The following is a 23122-nucleotide window of genomic DNA, read 5'->3' on the forward strand; positions in this document are numbered from 1 at the left end:
AATGGCCGATTCGTGACTAGATATCTTATCGGTCACAAGTTGTCAGTCGGCGATTGGGTGAGTAAGCTGTTCCCATGAATCAGCCATCAATATCTTCAGCTTCGCCCAGCCCCCGTGGCCCAGCCGATCACGACATTCGAGATCAGATTGTTGCGGCGGCCAACGAACACTTCAGTCAGTACGGCTACGGCAAAACCACGGTTTCCGACCTGGCTAGGGCCATTGGGTTTTCCAAGGCCTACATCTACAAATTTTTTGATTCCAAGCAGGCGATCGGTGAAGCCATCTGTGCAAATTGTCTGGCAGAAATCGTCGCGGCTGTGGAGCAGGCGATCAATGTAGAAGACCTGTCGCCGACGGAACGCTTTCGACGATTGGTCAAAACTGTGGTCGCCACAGGCGTGAATCTGTTCTTTAACGACCGAAAACTCTATGACATTGCAGCATTTGCGGCGTCGGAAAGCTGGCCCAGTACGCAGGCTTATGACGCACAGATCAAACGCTTCGTGTTGCAAATCGTGCGGGAAGGGCGAGAGATCAGCGAATTTGAACGCAAGACTCCCCTGGACGAAACAGTAGAAGCGATACATCTGGCTTTGCGGCCTTTCGTCAATCCTTTACTCCTGCAGTACAACCTCGATTATGTCGAGGAGGCGCCCACGCTCACCGCCAACCTCATTTTGCGTAGCCTCATGCCTTGACCTTCGGCTAACGGTTTTACGTCATGCCTGTGTAAGCGACACATCACCAAAACGGCTTTTCACTTTGCCCTTCTTCCAGTCGTCGAAGGGCATTTCATTTATTCGCATTGTGACTGTTGACTGAATTGGTCACATGAATAAATATGGTGAGCCGTTACTTCTACTGCTTCATCTCAGTGATCCCATAGAGTTCAAACAATGAAAAAAATGTTGCTCAAGAGCCCATTTGGCCTCGCTGTCGTGCTCGCATCTTCAAATGTGTTTGCAAGCGGTTTCGCTCTCAATGAACAAAGCGTCAGTGGGATGGGGTCCGGGTTTGCCGGGCGCTCCTCATCCGCTGAAGATGCGAGCACGGTCTTCGGTAATCCGGCGGGTATGTCTCGATTGAAAAGAGAGCAGGTCAGCGTGGGCGCGGCGACTCTATTCGCGAAGACCGACATAAGCCAAACCCGCAGTACATTCGGAGGCCAGGAAGACGGCGACATGGTGCCAACCACCACAGTGCCTATGGGTTACTACGTCAAACCCATCGATGAGCATTGGGTGTTCGGTGTAGGTTTTTATGTACCTTTCGGTCTGATGACTGACTACGGCAGCGATTTTGCCGGGCGTTACTACGCCAACAAAAGTGAGGTCACGACCCTTACGTTCCAGCCCACCATCAGCTATGCCTTTAACGACAAAGTTTCGATCGGGTTCGGTCCGACTATCAACCGCATCACCGGTGAGCTGTCCGGGATGGTGCCCAATCCACTTAGCCCAGGTCGCAATGACGGAAAACTCAAAAGCACGGGCGATGACACGGCCCTCGGTTTCAACGCCGGTATCCTGGTGCAGGCTACAGACCAAACTCGCTTGGGCATGACTTACCATTCCAAGGTCAGTTACCACTTGGACGCCAAGACCAAGGTCACCGACGGCATCTTTAGCGTGTTGGGGGTCAGCGGTCGGAGTTATGACGCTTCACTGGATGTGGATACCCCAGAGTCAGTGGATTTCTCGGTGACTCATCAGCTCAATAATGACTGGACTCTATATTTGGGGAGTACCTGGACACGTTGGAGTCGCTTTAAAGAATTAACCATCGAGAACACGGGTTTACCCCCTTTGTTGAGCGGCTCGCTGGGCACGATTACCGAAGAACAGAACTGGCATGATACGTGGGCTCACGCTATCGGCACGGCGTACAAATTGAACAGCCAATGGGTACTTCGCGCAGGCTTCTCGGTCGACCAGTCTCCCACCAACAACACCAACCGTGGACCACGTATTCCTACGGGTGACCGGAAGGTTATCAGCTTCGGTGCTGGCTGGACTCCGGCGGACAATGTCACGATCGATGTTGCTTATTCCTACCTATGGGAGGAGAGCGTGCGGATCAACGACGCCTCTGCGAATAGAGGTGCATACAGTGCCAAATTTAAGAACAGTGCAAACGGGCTCGGTACGTCTGTGAGTTACCGCTTCTAATTGAGTGCTGTTACACGATGAATGTCCTGTCGGGAGCACGCGTTGCCTCCCGACCTTTAGGAACACATCTCGGGCCTTTCCCCTGAGGTAAAAGGCCTCTTTGTCGCCCCCTCAGACTCCCATCACCTGCGCCATAAGGCCCTGATGAAACCGACGAGGCGTGGCCCAAGTCAAGACAGTAATGGCCTTGTTGCCAAAACCCGGCACCACACTCATGCGTCCGGCTTGCAGTGCACGGATTCCTGCACGCACGACGGGTTGGGGCTGCATCATCACCCTTTTCAAGACCGGCGTGATCTTTTGCTTGGCGCTTTCTGCAAATCCGGTATCCGACATTCCTGGGCACAGTGCGGTAACGACGACGCCGTCATTTTTCAGTTCGCGATGAAGCGCATCAGAGAAGCGAAGAACATAGGCTTTCGCGGCAGAGTAAACGGCGAAATTCTTCACGCCCTGGAAGGACAGCAAGCTGGCGACCATCAGGATGTGCCCACGTTTGCGGGCTCGCATGTCGGCCGCGAAAAGGCGTGTCAGGGCTGTCAGGCTGGCGATATCCAAATCAATCATGGTCAGGGACTCATCCAGAGGTTGATCCAGGAAAGGCCCCTGCAATCCATGACCCGCATTGTTGATGAGCACATCGATCACTATATTGCGTTCGCTGAGTCGCTCATGCAGTCCGATGATCGCCGGGATCGAGGACAGGTCTACTTGTTCGACGATCACATCAACGCCGAAGCGTTCGCGCAACTGCGCCGATAGCGCTTCGAGCTTACTCAGCCTTCTTGCTACCAGAACGAGCGATTTTCCCTGCGCTGCATATTGCCGGGCAAACTCCTCGCCAAATCCGCTTGATGCGCCGGTGATGAGCACCCAGGAATTTTCGTTCGACTTCATTTCGCTTTACTCCGGTTGGTTTCTATTGAGCAATTGGCTGCTGACCGCGTCAGTCGGTGAGCGAACCCACTCTCGGATTGGGTAGTAGCTGAAAGAGGGGGGAGGTGCGTGCATCAAGTGCTACATCACCTGGTTAAATCATCGTGTCGCAACAGGCTGGGCTTCAGGAGGCTGCCAGCCACCACCGAGCGCCTTGAATGCCGCGACCGCCGCCCGTGCTGATTCCGTTCGTGCTTGTGCCCGGGCATCGGAAGCCTGCAGCATCGTCTCGTCGGCGTGCAGGACGTCGATCAGGCTGGCCGTGCCTTTCTCATAGGCAATGAACGACGATTGGCGAGCCTGTGTCAGAGACGCCTCTCCCCCGGTGAGGGTGGTTGCTTGAGCTTCCCGATTCACCAGTGAGGAGAGCGCGTTCTCCACATCCTCGGTGGCGCGCAGCACGGACTGACGGTAAGCGGCCAGGGTTTCGGCTTCCTGTCCCTTGGCTTGGTCGATTTGGGCGTTTATGCGACCGAAGTCGAAGAGTCTCCAGTGCAGGCCCAGTACGCCCGCTGACTGGCTGGCGCCGCTGGTGAAAAGATTGCCTGCGGATACAGCCGTAGCACTACCCAGCAATGCGCTGAGGGAGAATTTCGGGTAGTACTCAGCAATCGCCTCCCCGATGCGTGCGTTTGAGGCCGCAAGACGGCGCTCAGCCACAATGAGGTCTGGCCTGCGGCGCAGCAAATCGGCCGGCGTTCCCATCGCCTTTAATTGCGGCGCTACAGGAATGCTCCCCGCACTTGCCAGTTGTGTGCGGTGAGTGCCTGGCGGCGCGCCGAGCATGACATCCAGCGCATTCATGGCAGCATCCAGACCGGTCTGCAGGACCGGCACTGTCGCCTGGACCTGCGATAGCGCCCCTTCGGCCTGGCGAACCTGATAGTTGGCGGCGAGCCCCTTGCTGTAGAGCAATTGGACTTTCTCTAGTAGCTCCTGCTGTGTTTTGACTTGTCGGTTCGCAATGTCCAGCCGGGTCTGCAGTCCGCGGATAGTGATGTAGATATCGGCGGTCTGTGCAGCGACGGCCAATCGTGTGGCAGCGACGCCCGCCTGGGAAGCCTGGTACTCGGCCAGAGCAGCCTCGCGTCCGCGGCGCAATCCGCCAAAGACATCTACCTCCCAGCTGGCATCGAGGTTGGCCTCGTAGGAACTTCCGTACCGGTCATAGCCAGGCGTTGAGTTCAACACCTGGCCGAGCGGCGTCTCGATTGACTGGTAGGAGCGCGCGGCCTGTCCGCTGATGTTCCCCGAGGGCAGTAAAGCGGCATTTGCGGCGCCCAGTCCGGCCCGCGCCTGCGTGACTCGCGCCGACGCCTGCGCCAGATCCAGGTTCTGCTCAAGTGCCTTGGAGACGAAGTCGGCTAACAGCGGATCACCAAAGCCTTCCCACCAGGCGACAAGACTGGCCGGCGTCGCCCCAGGCCTCTGTTCGACAGAAGACTGCCCCAAGTAATGGTCCGACAGCGGGGCGTCCGGACGGTGATAGTCCGGACCGACCGCGCAACCTGTCATCAAGCTGGCACTCACCAAGAGAGCAATGGGGCGGAGGGGAGGCATTGAGGTACCTTCAATCGAGGATGTTTGTGACTATATTACGTTATGGTCACTATCTGTCAATCGACGCTCTTTGGGCTGAGCTCGAGGTTGGCCAGCAGTATTCGGCAATACTAGTGCTGAGATCATGGGGTTCGGTACTTCATGATTCGTGACCATTGACAGGTATGGTCACTAGACTGAGAATGAAGCGCCAGTCCTATTTGTTTAAGTAAGGGAACCTATGCGCCGGCTTCGACCTGTCCCCATTGCCGCTTGCTTGTTGCCTCTCGTCCTGACGGCGTGTGGCGACTCATCCACCGTTGAAGATCCACGTACGCATGCCCCTCTGGTGAGGTCCTCTGCGGTTCAGGGTTCGTCCGACGTCTCACGTTCTTTCACGGGCGTCGTGGCTGCCCGCGTCCAGGGCGACCTGGGCTTCCGGGTATCAGGCAAGGTGCTTGAGCGTCTGGTTGACACCGGTCAGACCGTTAAGCGCGGTCAGCCACTCATGCGTCTCGACCCAATCGACCTGGGGTTGCAGGCGCGAGCACAGCAAGAGTCGGTCATCGCCGCTCGGGCCCGAGCCAAGCAGACTGCAGATGACGAGGCGCGATATCGCGACCTGGTCGCCGCAGGCGCTATTTCCGCATCGGCTTACGACCAGATCAAAGCCGCAGCGGATACCGCAAAGGCGCAGCTCAGCGCCGCTGAAGCGCAGGCTGATGTAGCCCGCAATGCTTCTGGTTATGCGGTGCTGTTTGCGGATTCCGACGGCGTAGTGGTGGAGACGCTCGCCGAGCCCGGACAAGTCGTCAGCCCGGGACAGCCCGTGGTTCGACTGGCGCGGGCAGGGCAACGTGAAGCCATCGTGCATCTGCCCGAGACGCTACGCCCCGCAGCAGGATCCACCGCGCAGGCGACGCTTTATGGCAATACCACGGGTGCTGTTACAGCGAAGCTGAGGCTGCTTTCTGACTCGGCCGACCGAATGACACGCACCTTCGAGGCGCGGTATGTGCTTGAGGGGGCGCTGGCCAATGCACCGCTAGGTTCGACCGTCACGCTTCGGATCGCTGAAGGCACCACGCAAGGGCAGGGGCTGCAAGTACCGATCGCTGCCGTTTATGACCCGGGCCAAGGCACTGGTGTGTGGGTCATCGCCGGTACACCGGCGAAGGTGGCCTGGCGACCTGTTCAAGTCCTGGGCTTGAGCGACGACGCAGCGCGAGTCGCAGGCGATCTCAAGGTCGGCGAGCAGATTGTAGCGTTAGGCGCGCATCTGCTGCGCGATGGTGAGGAGGTGAGGCTGGCTCAACCGGATGGCGTCAAGGTCGCAGGGAGTCATCCATGAGCGAGGGGCGCTTCAATCTCTCCGCGATCGCTGTTCGCGAGCGCTCCATCACGGTGTTTCTGATCTTCCTGATCGCCGTTGCGGGCATCCTGTCGTTCTTCCAGCTGGGGCGTGCGGAAGATCCTCCGTTTACGGTCAAGCAGTTGACGGTCATTACCGCGTGGCCGGGCGCCACGGCGCAGGAGATGCAGGATCAGGTAGCAGAGCCACTTGAAAAACGCCTGCAAGAACTGAAATGGTACGACCGCACGGAAACCTACACCCGTCCTGGCCTCGCCTTCACCATGGTGTCACTGCGCGATAGCACGCCGCCCTCGCAAGTGCAGGAGGAGTTCTATCAGGCGCGTAAAAAGCTCGACGATGAGGCCAGGAAGCTGCCGGCGGGTGTCATCGGGCCAATGGTCAACGACGAGTTTTCGGACGTGACATTTGCACTGTTCGCCCTGAAAGCCAAAGGCGAACCGCAGCGACTGTTGGTGCGTGATGCAGAGTCGTTGCGTCAACAACTGTTGCATGTTCCGGGCGTGAAGAAGGTCAACATTATTGGGGAGCAACCCGAGCGCATCTTTGTTTCCTTTTCCCATGATCGGCTGGCCACCTTGGGCGTATCGCCTCAGGACATCTTTGCCGCGCTGAATAATCAGAACGTGCTCACGCCTGCCGGCTCGATCGAAAGCGACGGGCCGCAGGTTTTTCTTCGGCTGGATGGCGCCTTCGACAAGGTGCAGAAGATTCGTGACACACCCATTGCGGTTCAGGGGCGGACGCTGAAGCTCTCGGACGTGGCGACGATCGAACGTGGTTATGAAGATCCGGCAACCTTTCTCGTGCGTAATAACGGTGAAGAGGCCTTGTTGCTGGGGATCGTGATGCGTGAGGGTTGGAACGGTCTTGACCTGGGCAAGGCGTTGGACGCGGAGACGGTCAAGATCAATGAAGGCATGCCGTTGGGCATGACGCTCTCCAAGGTCACCGATCAATCTGTAAATATCAGTTCGGCCGTCGGCGAGTTCATGGTCAAGTTTTTCGTCGCGCTGCTTGTGGTGATGCTTGTCTGCTTTCTCAGCATGGGCTGGCGTGTAGGCGTTGTGGTCGCTGCGGCTGTGCCGTTGACGTTGGCGGTGGTGTTTGTGGTGATGGCGGCCACTGGAAAGAACTTTGACCGTATCACCCTTGGCTCGTTGATTCTGGCGCTCGGACTGTTGGTGGACGACGCCATCATTGCTATCGAAATGATGGTGGTGAAAATGGAGGAGGGCTACGACCGCATCAAAGCTTCCGCGTATGCCTGGAGTCATACGGCCGCACCGATGCTTTCCGGTACGCTGGTGACGGCTATCGGCTTTATGCCCAACGGTTTCGCGCAGTCGACAGCCGGCGAGTACACCAGCAACATGTTCTGGATCGTGGGCATTGCCCTGATTGCCTCCTGGGTGGTTGCGGTAGCTTTTACCCCGTACCTGGGTGTGAAGATGTTGCCGAACATCAAGAAGGTGGAGGGTGGTCATGCGGCCATCTACAACACCCGAAATTACAACCGCTTCCGCCAGGTGTTGACGCGTGTCATCGCTCGCAAATGGCTGGTAGCCGGTACTGTTATCGCAATGTTTGGCGTGGCGATTCTCGGCATGAGCCTGGTCAAGAAACAGTTCTTCCCTACCTCGGACCGTCCAGAGGTATTGATTGAAGTGCAAATGCCTTATGGAACCTCCATTGAGCAGACCAGCGCCACCACCGCCAAGATAGAGGCCTGGCTGCAAAAGCAGGGTGAGGCAAAAATCGTCACGGCCTATATCGGGCAAGGCGCGCCGCGTTTCTATCTGGCGATGGCGCCGGAACTCCCTGATCCATCGTTTGCGAAGATTGTGGTGCTGACGGACAGCCAGGAGGAGCGCGAGGCCCTCAAGTTCCGTCTCCGCGAAGCCGCTGCTGAGGGACTTGCCCCAGAAGCGCGTGTCAGGGTGACTCAGCTTGTGTTTGGTCCATATTCGCCGTTCCCTGTTGCCTATCGGGTGATGGGGCCTGATCCGTCAAAATTGCGCGAGATCGCGGGCCAGGTGCTGGACGTGATGCAGTCGAGCCCGATGATGAGAACCGTCAACACTGACTGGGGGCCACTGACGCCGACGCTGCATTTCGCCCTGGATCAGGATCGCTTGGAGGCGGTGGGGTTGACGTCAAACTCAGTCGCGCAGCAACTGCAATTCCTGTTGACCGGAGTACCGATCACCGCAGTTCGTGAGGACATTCGCTCGGTGCAGGTGGTCGGTCGCGCAGCGGGTGATATCCGGCTCGATCCCGCCAAGATAGAAGGTTTTACGCTGGTGGGCACGGCGGGTCAGCGGATTCCGCTGTCTCAGGTGGGAGAGGTCGATGTTCGTATGGAGGATCCGATCCTCCGACGTCGTGACCGCACGCCGACCATTACCGTGCGCGGTGACATTGCCGAAGGCTTGCAGCCACCGGACGTCTCGAGCGTGATCATGAAAGAGCTGCAGCCGGTCATCGACCAGCTGCCTGACGGGTACCGGATCGAGCAGGCGGGTGCAATCGAGGAGTCGGGTAAAGCCGGTAAAGCGATGTTGCCGCTGTTCCCGATCATGATTGCCATGACGCTGCTGATCATTATTCTGCAGGTACGTTCGATCTCGGCGATGGTCATGGTGTTCCTCACCTCGCCACTGGGGTTGATTGGTGTGGTGCCGACACTGCTTATCTTCCAGCAGCCGTTTGGTATCAACGCTCTGGTAGGTCTAATCGCCCTTTCAGGCATTTTGATGCGCAATACGCTGATTCTGATTGGGCAAATCCATCACAACGCCCAAGAAGGGCTGGATCCGTTTCACGCGGTGGTCGAAGCCACGGTCCAACGTGCCCGCCCGGTACTGCTGACAGCGCTGGCGGCGATCCTGGCATTCATTCCCCTGACACACTCCGTCTTCTGGGGGACGCTGGCCTACACGCTGATCGGAGGCACGTTCGTCGGAACCATCATGACGCTGGTGTTCCTGCCAGCGATGTACTCCATCTGGTTCAAGATCCGTCCTGACCATACGGGGAAAACTGAACCAGCCGATAAGCAAGCAAGCCTGGTGGATAGGACGCCACCTCGTCCTCTCGACGTTCACCAAACCACAGAGCTTTAGCCGTAGGCCATAGCGTGCTGCTTTAGTGGGCGTCGACGTGGCTGTTTACCTGACACCGAACCGCCGAGGGGACGCAACGTCTCCTCGGCGGCCAACGTTCAGTCAGTCACAGACCCTTGCGGTATTCTCCCGGCGAAACTGTCCACCAGGCTTGCCACCACCATCTCTCCCATTCGCGTGCGAGTCTGCAGCGTCGCACTCGCGCGATGGGGCTGCAGCACCACGTTCTCGTTGGCAAACAGTGTCTCGGGGACGTTCGGTTCATCGACAAACACATCCAGTGCCGCACCTGCGATCTCTCCAGCGGCCAGTGCCGTCACCAGATCGACCTCGTTGACCAGCTTGCCGCGCGCCACGTTGATCAGATACCCGTCCTTGCCCAGTGCGTGCAGCACCTCGGCATTGATGATGGCTTCAGCCTTGTCGGCAGCGGCCGCGAGAATCAGTGCATCACTGTTGCTGGCCAGCTGCTTCAGATCGGCGATGAACGTGTGGTTCACATCGCTCATCGGCTGCAGATCGGTGTAACTGATCGGGCAGCCGAACGCCGCGGCCCGGGTCGCCACGGCACGGCCGACCCGGCCCATGCCGACGATGCCGATGCGCATGCCCGACACCTGACGTGCCAACGGCAACGGAGCCAACGGCGTCGGGCTATGGGGCCATTGGCCCGAACGCACATAACGATCACTGGTGCACAGACCCCGGCACACGGCAATCAACAATCCGATGGCCAGGTCGGCGACGTCTTCGGTCAGCGCTCCGATGGTTGCCGTTACGCGGATTCCGCGATCCCGGGCGTAAGCCAGATCCACCGCATCGGTACCCACGCCGTTGACCGCCACCACTTCCAGTTTCGGTAGTTGCGCCATCAGCGCCTGGCTGATCCCGGTATGCCCGCCGGTGATCACCCCGCGAATGTTCGCACCGTGTTCCTGCAAATAAGCCTGCTTGTCGGCCTGCTGGAAGTAACGTCTGACGGTAAACAGCTCATCAAGCCGCGCGTTGATTTCAGGGATCAGGATCGGGCTGAGCTGCAAGACTTCTGACTTCATGTAAACCTCGTGTAGCGGAATTAAGAAGGCCGGTTTAACCGCGACCGGCAAACGGCATGGCACTGGCCATGACGGTCATGTTCAGGACGTTCGCTTCCAGCGGCAGACCGGCGATGTAACGCACGGCATCGGCCACATGTTTGACGTCCACCATCGGCTCCACGGCGATGGTGCCGTTGGCCTGGCGCACGCCTTTGGTCATGCGCACCGACATTTCGGTCAAGGCGTTGCCGATGTCGATCTGGCTGCAGGCGATGTTGAATTCGCGCCCGTCCAGGGCCAGGGATTTGGTCAGCCCCAGCACCGCATGTTTGCTGGCGGTGTAGGCGCTGCTGAAGGGGCGTGGGGTATGCGCCGAGATCGAGCCGTTATTGATGATGCGTCCGCCCTGTGGCTGTTGCCGGCGCATCAGTGCGAAGGCACCACGGGCGCAGAGGAAAACGCCGTTGAGGTTGGTGTCGATCACGTTTCGCCACTGCTCGAACGTCAGCTCATCGAGCGGCACTGCAGGGGCGTTGACCCCGGCGTTGTTGAACACCACGTCGAGGCGTCCGTATACCTCGGTGATGGTGGCAAACAGCGCATCGACACTGATCGGGTCGCGCACATCAGTGGGCACCGCCAACGCTTCGTGTCCTTCGCTGAGCGCCAATTCGACCAAGGCCTGCAAAGGCTCCGCTCGGCGACCGGCCAACACCAGGGTGAATCCGTCTGCCATCAGAGCCAGCGCCACGGCGCGGCCGATTCCGCTGCCGGCGCCGGTGACCAGGGCCACTTTCAAAGGACTGGACATATTGTTATCTCCTTTTTTCAATTCACGAGAGCGTACGTCGGGTTCAAGGTCGCTGACCGACGCGCATTTCCAGTTGGCCGATGCCGTCGATCCCGGCATTGATGATGTCGCCCGGTTGCAGCACATCTACGCCCGCCGGGCTGCCGGTCATGATCAAGTCACCGGCCCGGAGCGCTACCGATTGCGAGATGCGGCTGATGACTTCACTGACCGACCAGATCTGGCTGTCGAGGCTGTCGCGTTGGCGCTCTTCGCCGTTGACGTTCAGCCACAAATCACCGTCCGGGTGTCCGGCGCGAGTCACCGGCACGATGGCGGTCATCGGCGCGGCGCCGTCGAACACCTTGGCGCCTTCCCACGGCAAACCATCGCTTTTGGCCGCACGCTGGACATCACGGCGGGTCAGGTCAAGGCCGACGGCATAGCCCCAGACATAGGCCAGCGCCTGACTCTCCGGAATATTGGCGCCGCCTTCGCCGATGGCCACGACCAATTCGATTTCGTGGACAAACTCTTCGGTCAACGGCGGGAAAGTCACTTCACCCGCCGCATCCACCACGTTGCTCGCCGGTTTCATGAAGAACACCGGCGGCTGGCGGGACTGGCCTTGGGTGTCTGGCCAAGGGTAGTTGCGGCCGACGCAAAATACCCGGCCAACGGGAAAGCGTTGCTGGCTGCCCACGACTGGCAAGGTCACGGGCAGGTCCGGGGTAAACACGTACTCGGTCATCGTCATTTTTGTAGTCGTCCTGTTTGAAGCGTCAGCGTACGGCGGCAATCTTTTGCAAAGTTGGACGAAAGCCGCCTCGTGTTGGAGAAAAACGGTTTCTTGGCTCAGCGCGCCTTGAGTTCGATGCGATACAAGCGACCGAGCAGCAACGAATAGGACAAGGTCCCCATCAGCGCCACGCCGCCAATGAACCAGAAGGCGTAGGCAAACGAGCCTGTTGCGTGGACGATTCCGCCAATCACAATCGGGGTGACGATCCCGCCGATGTTGGCAGCCAGGCTGGTGACCCCGCCGGTCAATCCGATCAACTCCTTCGGCGCGACTTCCGACACCGCCGCCCACGACGAGGAGGCGATACCCTGGGCGAAGAAAGCAATGGTCAGCACGGCAATGCAGATCACGTTCGAGTCGGTGAAATTCACCAGCACGATCGACATACCCAGCATCGAGCCGACCACCAATGGCAACTTGCGAGCGAAGGACATTGAGTAACCACGACGGATCAGCAAGTCGGAGACGATGCCGGCCAGCAGAATGCCGACCGTTGCACCTACGAACGGCAGCACGGCGAAGACCCCGGCCTTGATCATGGTCAGCTTGCGTTCTTCGATCAGATACGTCGGGAACCAGGTCAGGAAGAAGTACAACGCCGAGGTGCTGGCGAACTTGCCGATGCAAATCGCCCAGATCTGCCGATAGCTGAACAGCTCGGCGATCTGCCGCCAGTTGAACCGGGTGCGCTCCTGACTGCTCTTGACCAGTCCACCGCCGGCTTCGATGTACTTCAGTTCTTCCTGGCTGACGTTCTTGCAGCTCAGCGGATCGCGGTACACGTAGAGCCAGATCACACCAAACACAATGCCGAGTATCCCGGTGCTGTAGAAAACATGGCGCCAGTCATAGGTCGTGGCCAGCCATAACAGCATGCCGGTAAACAATGCCGTGCCCAGATACTGGCCGCACACGTAAATGCTGCTGGCCAGGCCCCGTTCGCGGGCCGGGAACCACACCGTGACCGCTCGGCTGTTGGCCGGAAACGCTGGAGCTTCCATGGCGCCGACAGCCAGGCGCAGCCCGAACAGCGAAGCGAACCCAGTGGCAAAGCCTTGGCACACGGTGACCGTCGACCAACTGATCAGCGACACCCCGTAGGTGAACCGGGAACCGAAGCGATCGGCGATGAACCCGGCGGGGACCAGAGCGAGTGCGTAGGTCCAGGCAAACGCGGAAAAAATCAGGCCCATTTCGATCTTGTCCAGGCCCAGGTCCTTGGCCATGAACGGTGCGGCAATCGAGATATTTACGCGGTCGATGTAGTTGATGATGGTCGCAATCAGCAGCAATGACAGCATGAACCAGCGCCGCCGCGTCGGTAGTCGCTGAGGCAACAGGGCGTCCCGGGCGCCGGCGCTCACCGACGGCGCGGTGGACGGGGAGGTTTGCGAATTCGACATGAGTAGACCTTTTTATTGTTAGGAGAATCGAGATGTTCGCGCGCAGCCGAAGCCGATGCCCCCAGTGCCGGGGCAGGGCAATCGCTACTTGAATGAGGGCGCGGACAGCTACTGTCAGGCGCTCAGATACGCCTTCGGACTGGCTCGGTCGGGGGAGGGTTGGCGAGGGAAAAAAGCAGGTTCATCACGAGCGCACCTTTTGATTGTTTTTGGAAGGGTCGGGCTGCATTGGTTGTTACAGTGGTCGTACAACCTCTCAAAATCAACGGAGGCGTTAGATCGTTTTTTCTCCTGTAAAAGGCGATTAATGCAGGTGTCCAAGAGAAATCAAATCGGCTCATTTCCTTCGTTATGCGTTATTCGCTTCGTAAATATATGTTTTTAAAAGATTAAATATTTTTGTGTGCTCGTAGTTTTTTGGACAGGCGACACATCACACACGGATACAATTAATTCTCTGTGTTTCGTTGTCATCCTATGACATGTTGAAGCCAGCGGTGTCTGCCTTCACAATCACTGCGGTCGCCGCCTGCGTCGCGGCGCGACGACAACCTGTCCATGTACCTGTCGAGGATCCTCAGGCGATGTCGTCACCGAGTCGAGTACCCACTTACGTCATGCAGCAACGCAGCGAATTGACGGACTTTTACATCCGCGACAAAAAGGGCCGGCGCGCCGAAACCAGCCCGCATCGCCATGAGTATTTCCAGATCCAGGTCAACCTCGGTGGCGATACCGTGCAGCACATCGGCAACGTCGAGCGGCCGTTTCCGCGCAACACGCTGGCCTTCATCCTGCCGCATCGCGTGCACGTGATTCCGCATCCGGCCGACAGCAATTTCATGGTGATCAACTTTTCCCAGACCTTCCTGTTGCCGCATTTGCAGTGCGACCCGATGGACCTGGAGGAAGTCTCGATTCTGCTGGCACCCGAGTTGTCGCCGTTCCGCTTTCAGGAGCATCTGGATTTCATTCTGGCCGATGAAGATTTCAGCAAAGTCTGTGCCCTGATCGAACAGATGCGCGTGCTCGATGAAAACCGTCAGTTCGGCACTCGCGAGATGCTCAAGGGGTTGTTGCTGCAACTGGTGGGGAGCGTTTGTGCCTTGTATGCCGAGCCGCTCAAACGGTTGGCCGAAGAGAATGCCGCCGAAGTCAGCCGACGCGATGCGCTGAGCAGGATGTCCGAATACTTGCGCAAGAACATTGCCGACCCCGACCTCAACCTGATCAAGGTGGCTGCTGCGACTTACCTGTCACCGACGTACCTGACGCACTGGTTGCGCAAGGAAATCGGCAAGACCTTCACTGAGCTGGTGCTCGAGCGCAGGATGCACGCGGCACGCAATTATTTGCTCAATGGGACACGACCGGTGGGGGAGGTGGCAAGGTTGTGCGGTTTCGCTGACGAGGCTTATTTTTCGCGACGCTTCCGCCAGATCCACGGCCAGCCTCCAGGGCAATTCAGGCGTCAGCAACTCAATCCTGATACGCCGCAATCACCGTCCAACACGTGATTGTTCATCGTTCACATTGCAGCGCAGGGGGCGCAGCCAGTCTCCGTAGTCATGAAGAACCCTGCATGCCAAACGCTGGCTCCGTGCTGATCAAGCCATACTGCCTGGCTTAGGGGCTGCATTCTGTTTTGGCAAAACCTCAGAGGCGCCGAACGAGCGACGCTGGCTCCCCCAACAACATCTTTTGCCGCCAGGCGGGCGCGCTGGTGGGGAACAGCACTTCGTTCGGTCGCCAGCGAGCAACGCCGAAGGCGGCCGCAATACGCTGGCGTTGCTGGCCCTGGACAAGGGCGCGCCGGTAACTGTTCTCGCTCTGCTGTAGCCCCAGCACATAGCCCATGCCCGCCTGGAAATCGCCTCCATGGGCCTGCCACCAGGCTGCGATCAACTGCGGGTCGGGCCAGGGCAGGTTTTCATCGGGGTCCATGGCGACATTAGCGTCCTCAGGATCGTCGTTCGGGCCGGCATCGAAATCCGGCAGGTCCTGCAATTCCAGGTCGAGCAGCGCCAGGTCAGCGCCAGTGATCAGACTGAAGGCTTCGCCGGCGACGCGGGCATGAGACAGGTCGCTCATCTGCTGGATCAACCAGGGCACGCTGAACGGGTCGCCCAGCAGCCCGGTGGCCTGGATGCCGATGCGCTGCTGCTCAGGGTGCTCTATCAATTGGCGTATCCAGGCGATGCTGTTTTCACGCTTTTGCCAGGCCAGCAATACGCAGAGCGCTCGGTACTGGAACTCGCCTGGTTGCTCGGCGAACTGGCGCAGCGGTTCCAGGGCGTGCTCATCGCCCATCTGTGCGGTGGTCCAGTTGGCCCAGAAGCGCGTGGCTGGATCCGCGTGTAGACGGTGGGCACGAATTGCCGGCATCAGGTCACGACGACGCAGCTCGCCGGCAGTGCGGGCGGCACGTGCCAGCACGCTTGGGTCGGCGTGGGAAAGTCCGGTAAGCAGGGCAGGGCCAGGGTCGTGGCGGTGCATGCCGCAGGCAGCCAGGCCGAGGCGGTGGAACAGGGGTTCAGGGGCGGCGAGCATGCGGTCGATCCAGGGCGATATCCACTCCCAGTCGAGCCAACCCAAGGCCATCAGATAACCGCGCTCCGTTTCCACGGCACTGCGCAAGTGCTCGCTGAGCCGTGACAATACCTGCACGTTACCCGCCTCGAAGGCCAGTACCGCACTGGCGAACATCTCGCCGATGGCGTGCGGGCCGAGTTGGGTCAGGAGGGTTTCCAGGCCAGTGGTGCCGGCGATTCGAAGGCCGTCGAGGTGGGCGTCGATGCGGCTGTCGAGTGTGTCTATGTGCTCCAGATCGTAATGTGGTGCACGCATGGCATAGTCGCGCAGGGCAGCGAGAAAACTGGCCTCTTCGGTGTGTTGGTCCAGAATCGGTGACAAACTTTCCATGTACTTCTCTACGTTCGTCTTAAGGACTGGGTATGCGTGTCCAATTCGTTCCGTCAAAAGCTGCAAGGTGTCGTTCACCGGATGACCATAGACACTGCTCATTAGCGTCTAAGTATCTGAAGGTCTGATCGCCGGGAAGTCCTGTCTCGACCCTCTCCAGCTTGTCACCTTGTAGCGTGTAGAGTGCTGTGGTGGTTGAAAGCCAGAGTTGATCATTGAACCAGGCCATGTCCCAGAATGTGTCTTCGGTGAGCTCATGCTCAATGAGCTCCCAGCGGTCGAGACGACCTCGTATGACGATGCCCAACTGGCCTGAGATGTAAACCACTCCATCGGGTGCGCAGAGAACGTTTTCCAGAATGATGTTGGTCGGACTTTCGCTTTGCTGCCAGACGCCATGCCGGCGGTACCAGATCTCGCCCCGATTGCCGGTGGCATAGATTTCATCTTCACCAAAGCCGTCGATGGATTCGAAGCCACTGAGGCTATCAGCGGTAGGATCTTCGACCACGCCTTGATCGCAGCGCTGCCAGACTCTGTCCTTTCGAATATAGACTTGGCGGCCGAAGCCTGTGGCATAGACACTCCCACCGATAGGGCGTATGTCGCGCAGCAGGCCGTGCTTACTGGGTTTTTCTTCGACTATATCCTCGTAGGCTTGCCCGTCAGGCGCAGCGCGATGGACGCTACCATTGGCGCATAGCGTCAGAATTTCGGGAGGCGCGCCGCGAACTGCGCATATACCGGCGCAAATCGCTTGAACGTAATAGTTGTCCCATTCTCCGGTCCAGCGAAAAACTCGAGTACCGGGCTCGCGTTTGGAGTAGGCGAGCACGTAAACGCGGTTCTTATCGAAAACAGCTACTCGGCTCAGCGTCCAATCCAATGTTTGAGTCATGTCGTTTCTGCTCCAATTGATCTACCAGGCACTGATAGTGACCTCTGGGATCATTTCGTGAGCCAGCGCTTTCTGATTGTCTTGAAGGTTGGGTGTGTGGGTCCGCACTGGGGTTTTGTCACTGACACCTAACGTATCCTTGTGATAGGCGTCTAACTGCGCTTCCAGACATTTCTTTGAGCATTTCGACTTTGGAAAGGTCTGCTGAAGCGCCCGCACGCCCGCTGAACGGGACTGGCCGTAGTTCCAGGCGTAATCCTTTTGACTGGGCGACGCTCTCTCTATGGCTGCCTGTTCCAGTTTGCCCTGGGCTGCATGCATGAAGCCATGATCACCTTCATAGCGTCCGTTTCCGCCTTGAGGGCATTGCACGCAAATGCACGGTGCATCTTTTTCGTCGTAATTGGGGAATTGAGGAAGAGGCGTTTGGCGATCAGTTCCCGGCACTGTAAAACTATGGGCTTCAACGAGGTGGTGGCCGGTTTCGCCAGGACAACAGGCCACTTGACTGTTCTGCGCCTTGGAATCCGCCTGCTTCTTAGACACCAGCAAACACTTTTTGGCGGACGTACAGCCCTTGTCGTCACACTGTGCCGCTTTGGTATTCAGTCCCTCACAAGCCTTGTTTTTCCCGGCAATTTCTTTCTTGCAACGCTCAATGGGCGCCGTCGCTATCGCGTCGGTATAAGCCCAAGGAGGCGTATTTCCGGGTTTTGACGCGTGGTTATGAGTCATCATGTCTAAATGCCTGACCACATTTTCCCCTTCGAACTTCACATCCATCGACCACGCAATGAAGTACACCTTCCCCTTGATCTTGCTCGTAATCACTCCTTTCTTCGGCGCGTTTCCGGCTTCATCTCCCGTACTAGTCTTGAAATGACTCTTGTCCTTGAGCATCACCTCTTTGCCGGTGATCCTGACAGTTCGTGTACCCCTGGTCGTGTCCTTGGCCATGCCGGTATTCGGATAGGGGATGGGCACTCCCGTTGGCGTGGGCGGCGCCTGAGGCGGGGTGAAGCAGACATCCGGAAAGCAGGCGATCGACTTGCCAGCCGCCGCCTTGCAAGAAACCTCCATATCGTTGGCGTAGACCTCATTCGCCATCACGCAGCCCTCACAGTCTGGTAACTGAGCATCGCGGCGGCGCGTTCGCCAGCGTCGTTGCCCAAGTGGCAGAAGATATTCGGGCCTTCGCCATAGCCCTTGCGGCTGGCGGCCAGGGCCACGGCGAGCATCGCCGGGCCGATGGCGGCGCCGACTTCGCCGATGCAGTCGGCGGGGTGCCATAGGTGGAAGAACTCCTTGCGCACGCGCAGGGTGCGGCTCAGGGCCAGGGACGCTTCCTTGAAGTAGTACTGCTCGCCGGAGATGTCGGTGAGCCGATAATCCATTTGCTCCAACCCACAGCCGACTTCGCTCAGGGCGGCGCGTACGGCTTGAGTCAGGCCATCGGCGCGCAAGGGAATGTCTTCGGCCTCCACCGTGGCCTTCTCCATACCGAACCCCAGGCCGATGCAGGCCAATTGCGGCTCTTTGCTGGCAACGGGGGCGGCCAGCACCACGGCGGCGGCGCCTTCGCCGGGGATAAATCCGTTGGAGTTCTGGCTGGTGAGCAGGCGTTCGCGTGCTTCGAAAGCGGCCAGGGTCGGCCCGCTGAGGAAGGAGTCGACGCCGACAATCAGCACATGGCGATGGCCGCCCTGGTAGATCAGCGTGCGTGCATTCAGCAGGGCCACGGCAGCGCTGACCCGACCACGGGCAATGACGTTGGAACCGGGATGAAAGCGCAGGCCCAGTTCGGCTTCGATGGCGTGCAGCAGCCCCTTATCGAGACCATCGAGGCGGCCGGGGCGCTCGACTTCCGCCACCCCCAGCAGCAGCGGGGTCTTTTCCGGGTCGACGTTGGGGGTGCTTTGCAGCGCCTCGGCGATGGCGCGGGCGGCCATCTTGATCAGCTTGGTGCGGCCGCGCCAGGGCTGTTCCAAAGGCACGCTGGCGGCAATCAGCCATTCGCCGCCTTGGTCGATAAAGCGGGTTTCCTGGAAATTATCGATGGCGCAGCGGATCGCCGCGCAGCTCGCGGGTGCGCTGAGGCCGACAGCACTGACCATGCCGGAGCCGATGATGCAAAGCGCGGTCATCAGTCCGTCTCCTCGGGGGCGTGCTTGTCTTTTACCAGGGAGGAGAGCGACGGGTAGTAATCCTTGCCCAGTTCACGGGCGCGCCACCAGCCCGTGGACATCGTGCCGACCAGCACCTGAGCGATCTCGAACATGTTGCGCCGTAGCGGACGGGCGACACGCCAGGTCAGTTGCACCTGGAGCGCATCGGTGTCGATCAGCAGGGTATCGATTACCGCCTGCACAGTCTCATGACCGCCTTTTTTCAGGAAGAAAGTCACCGGCACGTCGATTTCGGGTATGCGAAAGCCCGCGCGCTCCTGGGGCGTGAGGTTGAGCAATAGCACGTCCTCGCCGCCTCGCAGATACTGGATCTGCTGATCGTCAGGGGCCGCCTGAAAGTAGCGGCGGTCGAAATCACCCGGCAGAAACGGAAAGCAGTCGGCCAACCAGGCCTCGTCGTAAGTACCGGCGAAGCGGGCGCGTTGTGGCCAGCTGCGGCCGATGGGGCCGAGGGCCATCGGGCGGTAGTCGCCAGAGGGACTGTCGATCGCCTTGCCCAATTCCTCGGTGTTCGGCATCGGCATGCCACCGATATCAGCACTACCCATATGGCGTGGGAACCAGCCACAACCGGTCGGATTGTCCAGGTAGCAGTGACGCATTTCGGAGTCCTTGGCCATCGGATGACTGCCGCCAAAGGCCTGGGCATAAGAGATGTGCTGCTCGGTGAAGGGCTGCGGCAAGCCGGGAGAAACGCCCAATAGCCCCGGTTGCCACTGCCGGGGGCCGAGGACGGAAAAGGCTTTGCTCATCTGACCGACGCGAATGCCCGCAGCCAGTTGCCTCACGGGCCGCCCGCCTGGGGCATAGGCCTTGCCGCGCACCAGCACATCGCAGAATGGCTTGATCGGGGCGAAGTCCATTTCCTGCAGCGGGGCGCTGAGACCAGGCTCGCCGAGGAAGGTATCGGCCATCAGCAGCGGTTGCTGGCTGTCGGCGAGGGTCGCCGCGCGGCCGTCCAGCGGCAGATTGAAAGTGCCTTTGGCCACCACCACCAGGGATTCTCGGCCATCGGGCTCCATGCCCTGGGTATAGGCAGCAAGCAGTTTGCTGGCGTTGAGCAGTTCCATGGGCCGAATACCTGTCTAGTTGATCTGCACCGAACCACCCTTGATGCGGTTGACCCCGCTGGAGCGGCTGGACAGGTAGGCGCCCTGGATAATCACTTTGCCCGCGCGGGTCAGGGTGATACTGGCCTTGCCGCAACGCAGCACGATCTCGCGTTCGGCACTCAATTCCAGGCGCTGGTCGTCCAGTTGCACGCAGGCAACCGGTGCGGGCGCCTCGGCCTGGCCAAGCAGGCGGCCGATCACTAGCGGGCGGAAAGGGTCGCCATCTTCGAACATCAGCGCCACCTGGGTGCCGATGTCCTCAGGGGCGAGCAGGGTGGTGCTGCGGGCGGCGATGCTCTGTTCCTCGGGGCAACCGGGGTAGGTCACCAGGGGCGCACTGGCCTGCGGCAGGTCGAGCAGGACGCCGATGACCACGCCATCGATGCGGGCCTGGGTGGGTAGTGGGTATTGAACCGTCATACGCGTGACTCCTAGTTTTGCAGGATCTTGCGTCCCTTGATCACCACGTTCTTGTTGGCCTTGATGTTGATCGCGCCAGAGCCGTCTATGGTGATGTCCTTGCCGCGGATGCTGATGGTGCCGTCCTTCTTCATGACGATGCTGGCTTTGCCGGTGGTGATGGTCACCGAGTCACCGGCATCGATGACAAGGTCCTTGCCCACCGTCAGCGCATCGTCGTTGTCGATATCGGTCGTGCGTCCTGCACCGACCTTGCGCGATTCGTTTGCCTTTACCGTGGTTGAAAGATTGGCACCCACGTCCACCGAGCGGTTGGCGCCCACATTGGTCGACTGGTAGAGGCCCACATTGACGTTTTGGTAGGCCCCGACATTCACCGTTTGAAAGGCACCGATGACAACTTCCTGCGCTGCGCCGATGGCGATCGTCTCGTTGATACCTACCGTATGGGTGCGCTGCAGGGTCACGGTCGCGGTTTCGTTGGCGCCGACGCTGATCGTGCGGTTGCTGCCAATGTTGATGGTCTCGTTGCTGCCGACGCGTTCCGTACGGTTGACGCCAATGTTGATGGTCTCGTTGTTATCGACGGTTTCGGTGCGGTCGTGTTTGACGTGCACGGTTTCGTCGTTGTCGATGCTCTTGCTGCGGTCGTGGCCGACCCAGTGGGTCTCGTCGTTCTCGACCTCGATGTCCTGGTTCTTCTCGGCGTGGATAAACAGTTGCTCCGCGCCTTTCTTGTCTTCCATGCGGATTTCATTGAAGTTGGCCGGTGAGCCGCCCTTGCTTGAACGGCTCTTCACGCCGCTCTGGGTGGCATTGGCCGGCAGCGTGTAGGGCACGGTCTGTTCGGCGTTGTAGACGCGACCGGTGATGATCGGCCGATCCGGGTCGCCTTCGAGAAAACTGACAATCACTTCCTGACCGATTCGCGGGATCTGCATCGCCCCCCAGTTCTTGCCGGCCCAGGCCTGGGATACGCGCATCCAGCAGGAGCTGTTCTCGTTGGATTGGTCGTGGCGATCCCAATAGAAGTGCACTTTGACCCGGCCATACTGGTCGGTCCAAATCTCCTCGCCCTCGGGGCCGACCACCACCGCGGTCTGCGGCCCTCGGACAATCGGCATGGGGGTCAGGGGGAGGGGGTGGAAAACCTGGCTGGCATCCATGCAAGCGAGTTCGCCCACAAACTGCTCGGAGAGATCCTGGGTGCCACTTTCATAGGGCTCCTGGTGGATGTGGTAGCGCGCGCTGACCACCAGGTATTCGCGGTTCTGGTCGTCGCGCTCGTAGCCGGTCAGCGTGAACAGGTGGCCGGAGCCCAGCCCGCGGGCACGGCCGCGCAGTTGTACGCGCTCGAACTGGCTGTGGATGGCTTCGATGCGGGTACGCGCATAGTGCTCGCCGTCGTTGCTCTGTACGTATTCACCGGGGTAGTCGTAGAGCGGGTAGTCGCCGTTGCTGTGGCTGCGCGACACACTGGAGCGCACCCCAAGGTTGGCACGGGGGCGCTGGAAGTCGTAATCGTTGAGCTCCAGCGAACCGGGTTGGACTTCCCGCGCCAGTTGCCAATCGTAGAAATGATCGCGCTCGCGCATTTGCCGATCGGGCGGGTAGAACGGCACTGAGTCGTAATCTGCCACCGTGGAGTGGGCGCCATAGGCGTCGGCCAACACCAATACATGACGTGCTTGCTCATGGCGGAAGTAGTAATAGATCCCTTCCTGTTCCATCAAGCGGCTGACGAAATCGAAGCTGGTTTCGCGGTACTGCACGCAATATTCCCACTGGCGGTAGCTGCCGCTCAGGCTGTCTTCGAAATCGGAAAAACCGAGGTCGCGGAACACCTGCTTGATGATGTCCGGCACCGTATTGTTCTGGAAAATCCGGCAATCCGAGGTGCGCGTGAGCAGCCAGAGCCAGGGCCGCAGGCTGACGTGGTAGCCGGCGAACTGGCCATGGCCGGTCAGTTGTCGACAGCTGCAGGCAATGCCGTGGAAGTAGCGTTTGCCGCCGTCGTGCAGCTCCAGGGTCAGGCCCATCGGCTTGCCCAGCAAATGGTCGAACGTGATCGCCCGGTCTTCGGAGGTGAGGTTCAATTCATAGTGGAACAACCGCCCCAATTCTTCGTTGCCTTCCATGCTCCGCAGCAGCAGGACATCGCCGCCGAGGGGGCAGTTGACCTGCACCAAACGGTTGTTTTGCGTGATTGCCATACACGGCTTCCTCTGCCTCGTGTTTGGGCGTCAGTCGGCCGTCTCGAATACATAACGCAACGTACGACTTGCGGATTAACCTTCTGCCCAGCGCCTCTTTGGCGTCATCTCTAACCCTTACAATTCAAGGAAGTGTTAGCGCTGTTCAATTCTTGTCAAGAAACTCTCCGACCAGTGGGGTGAACACTGAGGCGTT

The 23122-nt window shown here is 59.2% G+C and carries 18 protein-coding genes; 5 read left to right on the top strand and 13 right to left on the bottom strand.

Annotated elements, in window-relative coordinates; translation table 11 throughout:
- The first annotated feature begins 74 nt into the window (after positions 1-74).
- Complete coding sequence (locus LOY36_RS11665) at positions 75-701, top strand: TetR/AcrR family transcriptional regulator (protein ID WP_258673628.1); 627 nt, start codon at positions 75-77, stop codon at positions 699-701.
- A 198-nt stretch (positions 702-899) separates the two neighbouring features.
- Positions 900-2171 (top strand): OmpP1/FadL family transporter, encoded by a 1272-nt coding sequence (locus LOY36_RS11670; protein ID WP_258673629.1) that lies wholly within the window; start codon positions 900-902, stop codon positions 2169-2171.
- 111 nt (positions 2172-2282) lie between these two features.
- Here LOY36_RS11670 and LOY36_RS11675 read toward each other — a convergent pair whose 3' ends face one another.
- Together LOY36_RS11675 and LOY36_RS11680 are read right to left on the bottom strand one after the other, a co-directional pair.
- The gene (locus LOY36_RS11675; protein WP_138867303.1) at positions 2283-3068 is read right to left on the bottom strand and encodes an SDR family oxidoreductase; all 786 of its coding nucleotides are present in this window, start codon (positions 3066-3068) and stop codon (positions 2283-2285) included.
- Positions 3069-3206: 138 nt separating this feature from the next.
- Positions 3207-4667 carry an efflux transporter outer membrane subunit gene (locus LOY36_RS11680; RefSeq protein WP_258673636.1) on the bottom strand — a complete coding sequence of 487 codons (1461 nt, stop codon included), beginning with the start codon at positions 4665-4667 and terminating at the stop codon, positions 3207-3209.
- Between the two features lie 220 nt (positions 4668-4887).
- Between LOY36_RS11680 and LOY36_RS11685 the strand changes: the two genes are divergently transcribed.
- Both LOY36_RS11685 and LOY36_RS11690 read left to right on the top strand, forming a co-directional pair.
- The gene (locus LOY36_RS11685) at positions 4888-5997 is read left to right on the top strand and encodes an efflux RND transporter periplasmic adaptor subunit (protein ID WP_258673638.1); all 1110 of its coding nucleotides are present in this window, start codon (positions 4888-4890) and stop codon (positions 5995-5997) included.
- A complete protein-coding gene (locus LOY36_RS11690) occupies positions 5994-9143 on the top strand; it encodes an efflux RND transporter permease subunit (protein ID WP_258673639.1) in 3150 nt (1049 codons plus the stop codon). The genes LOY36_RS11685 and LOY36_RS11690 overlap by 4 nt, the downstream gene beginning before the upstream one ends.
- Positions 9144-9241: 98 nt before the next feature.
- Here the strand turns inward: LOY36_RS11690 and LOY36_RS11695 are convergent, their stop codons facing one another.
- The 4 genes from LOY36_RS11695 to LOY36_RS11710 form a co-directional block, all read right to left on the bottom strand.
- A complete protein-coding gene (locus tag LOY36_RS11695; protein ID WP_086945748.1) occupies positions 9242-10198 on the bottom strand; it encodes a 2-hydroxyacid dehydrogenase in 957 nt (318 codons plus the stop codon).
- Between the two features lie 34 nt (positions 10199-10232).
- Positions 10233-10991, bottom strand: coding sequence for an SDR family oxidoreductase (locus tag LOY36_RS11700; protein WP_019578530.1), 759 nt, complete (start codon positions 10989-10991; stop codon positions 10233-10235).
- Positions 10992-11034: 43 nt separating this feature from the next.
- The gene (locus LOY36_RS11705; RefSeq protein WP_258673640.1) at positions 11035-11727 is read right to left on the bottom strand and encodes a fumarylacetoacetate hydrolase family protein; all 693 of its coding nucleotides are present in this window, start codon (positions 11725-11727) and stop codon (positions 11035-11037) included.
- 98 nt (positions 11728-11825) lie between these two features.
- Positions 11826-13175 carry an MFS transporter gene (locus LOY36_RS11710; RefSeq protein ID WP_258673641.1) on the bottom strand — a complete coding sequence of 450 codons (1350 nt, stop codon included), beginning with the start codon at positions 13173-13175 and terminating at the stop codon, positions 11826-11828.
- A 584-nt stretch (positions 13176-13759) separates the two neighbouring features.
- On the opposite strand from LOY36_RS11710, the gene LOY36_RS11715 reads away from it, so the two are divergent.
- Positions 13760-14692, top strand: a complete 933-nt coding sequence (locus LOY36_RS11715) for an AraC family transcriptional regulator (protein ID WP_204125122.1) — start codon at positions 13760-13762, stop codon at positions 14690-14692.
- Positions 14693-14831: 139 nt separating this feature from the next.
- Here LOY36_RS11715 and LOY36_RS11720 read toward each other — a convergent pair whose 3' ends face one another.
- The 7 genes from LOY36_RS11720 to LOY36_RS11750 are packed head-to-tail and all read right to left on the bottom strand — an operon-like array spanning position 14832 to position 22926.
- Entirely contained in the window at positions 14832-16097 is a 1266-nt protein-coding gene (locus LOY36_RS11720; RefSeq protein WP_258673643.1) for a TIGR02270 family protein, read from the bottom strand.
- A 19-nt stretch (positions 16098-16116) separates the two neighbouring features.
- Positions 16117-16995 carry a hypothetical protein gene (locus LOY36_RS11725; protein ID WP_019649129.1) on the bottom strand — a complete coding sequence of 293 codons (879 nt, stop codon included), beginning with the start codon at positions 16993-16995 and terminating at the stop codon, positions 16117-16119.
- A 21-nt stretch (positions 16996-17016) separates the two neighbouring features.
- A complete protein-coding gene (locus tag LOY36_RS11730) occupies positions 17017-18102 on the bottom strand; it encodes a PAAR-like domain-containing protein (RefSeq protein WP_258673646.1) in 1086 nt (361 codons plus the stop codon).
- On the bottom strand, positions 18102-19142 hold the full coding sequence (locus LOY36_RS11735) for a hypothetical protein (RefSeq protein ID WP_258674169.1): 1041 nt from the start codon (positions 19140-19142) through the stop codon (positions 18102-18104). The genes LOY36_RS11730 and LOY36_RS11735 overlap by 1 nt, the downstream gene beginning before the upstream one ends.
- A complete protein-coding gene (locus LOY36_RS11740; protein ID WP_086945742.1) occupies positions 19139-20251 on the bottom strand; it encodes a DUF2169 domain-containing protein in 1113 nt (370 codons plus the stop codon). The genes LOY36_RS11735 and LOY36_RS11740 overlap by 4 nt, the downstream gene beginning before the upstream one ends.
- Positions 20252-20266: 15 nt before the next feature.
- Positions 20267-20713, bottom strand: a complete 447-nt coding sequence (locus tag LOY36_RS11745; RefSeq protein WP_258673647.1) for a DUF6484 domain-containing protein — start codon at positions 20711-20713, stop codon at positions 20267-20269.
- Positions 20714-20724: 11 nt separating this feature from the next.
- Positions 20725-22926 carry a type VI secretion system Vgr family protein gene (locus LOY36_RS11750; protein ID WP_258673648.1) on the bottom strand — a complete coding sequence of 734 codons (2202 nt, stop codon included), beginning with the start codon at positions 22924-22926 and terminating at the stop codon, positions 20725-20727.
- Between the last annotated feature and the right edge of the window lie 196 nt (positions 22927-23122).

It is taken from the genome of Pseudomonas sp. B21-019 (assembly GCF_024749225.1).
Taxonomy (GTDB): Bacteria; Pseudomonadota; Gammaproteobacteria; order Pseudomonadales; family Pseudomonadaceae; genus Aquipseudomonas.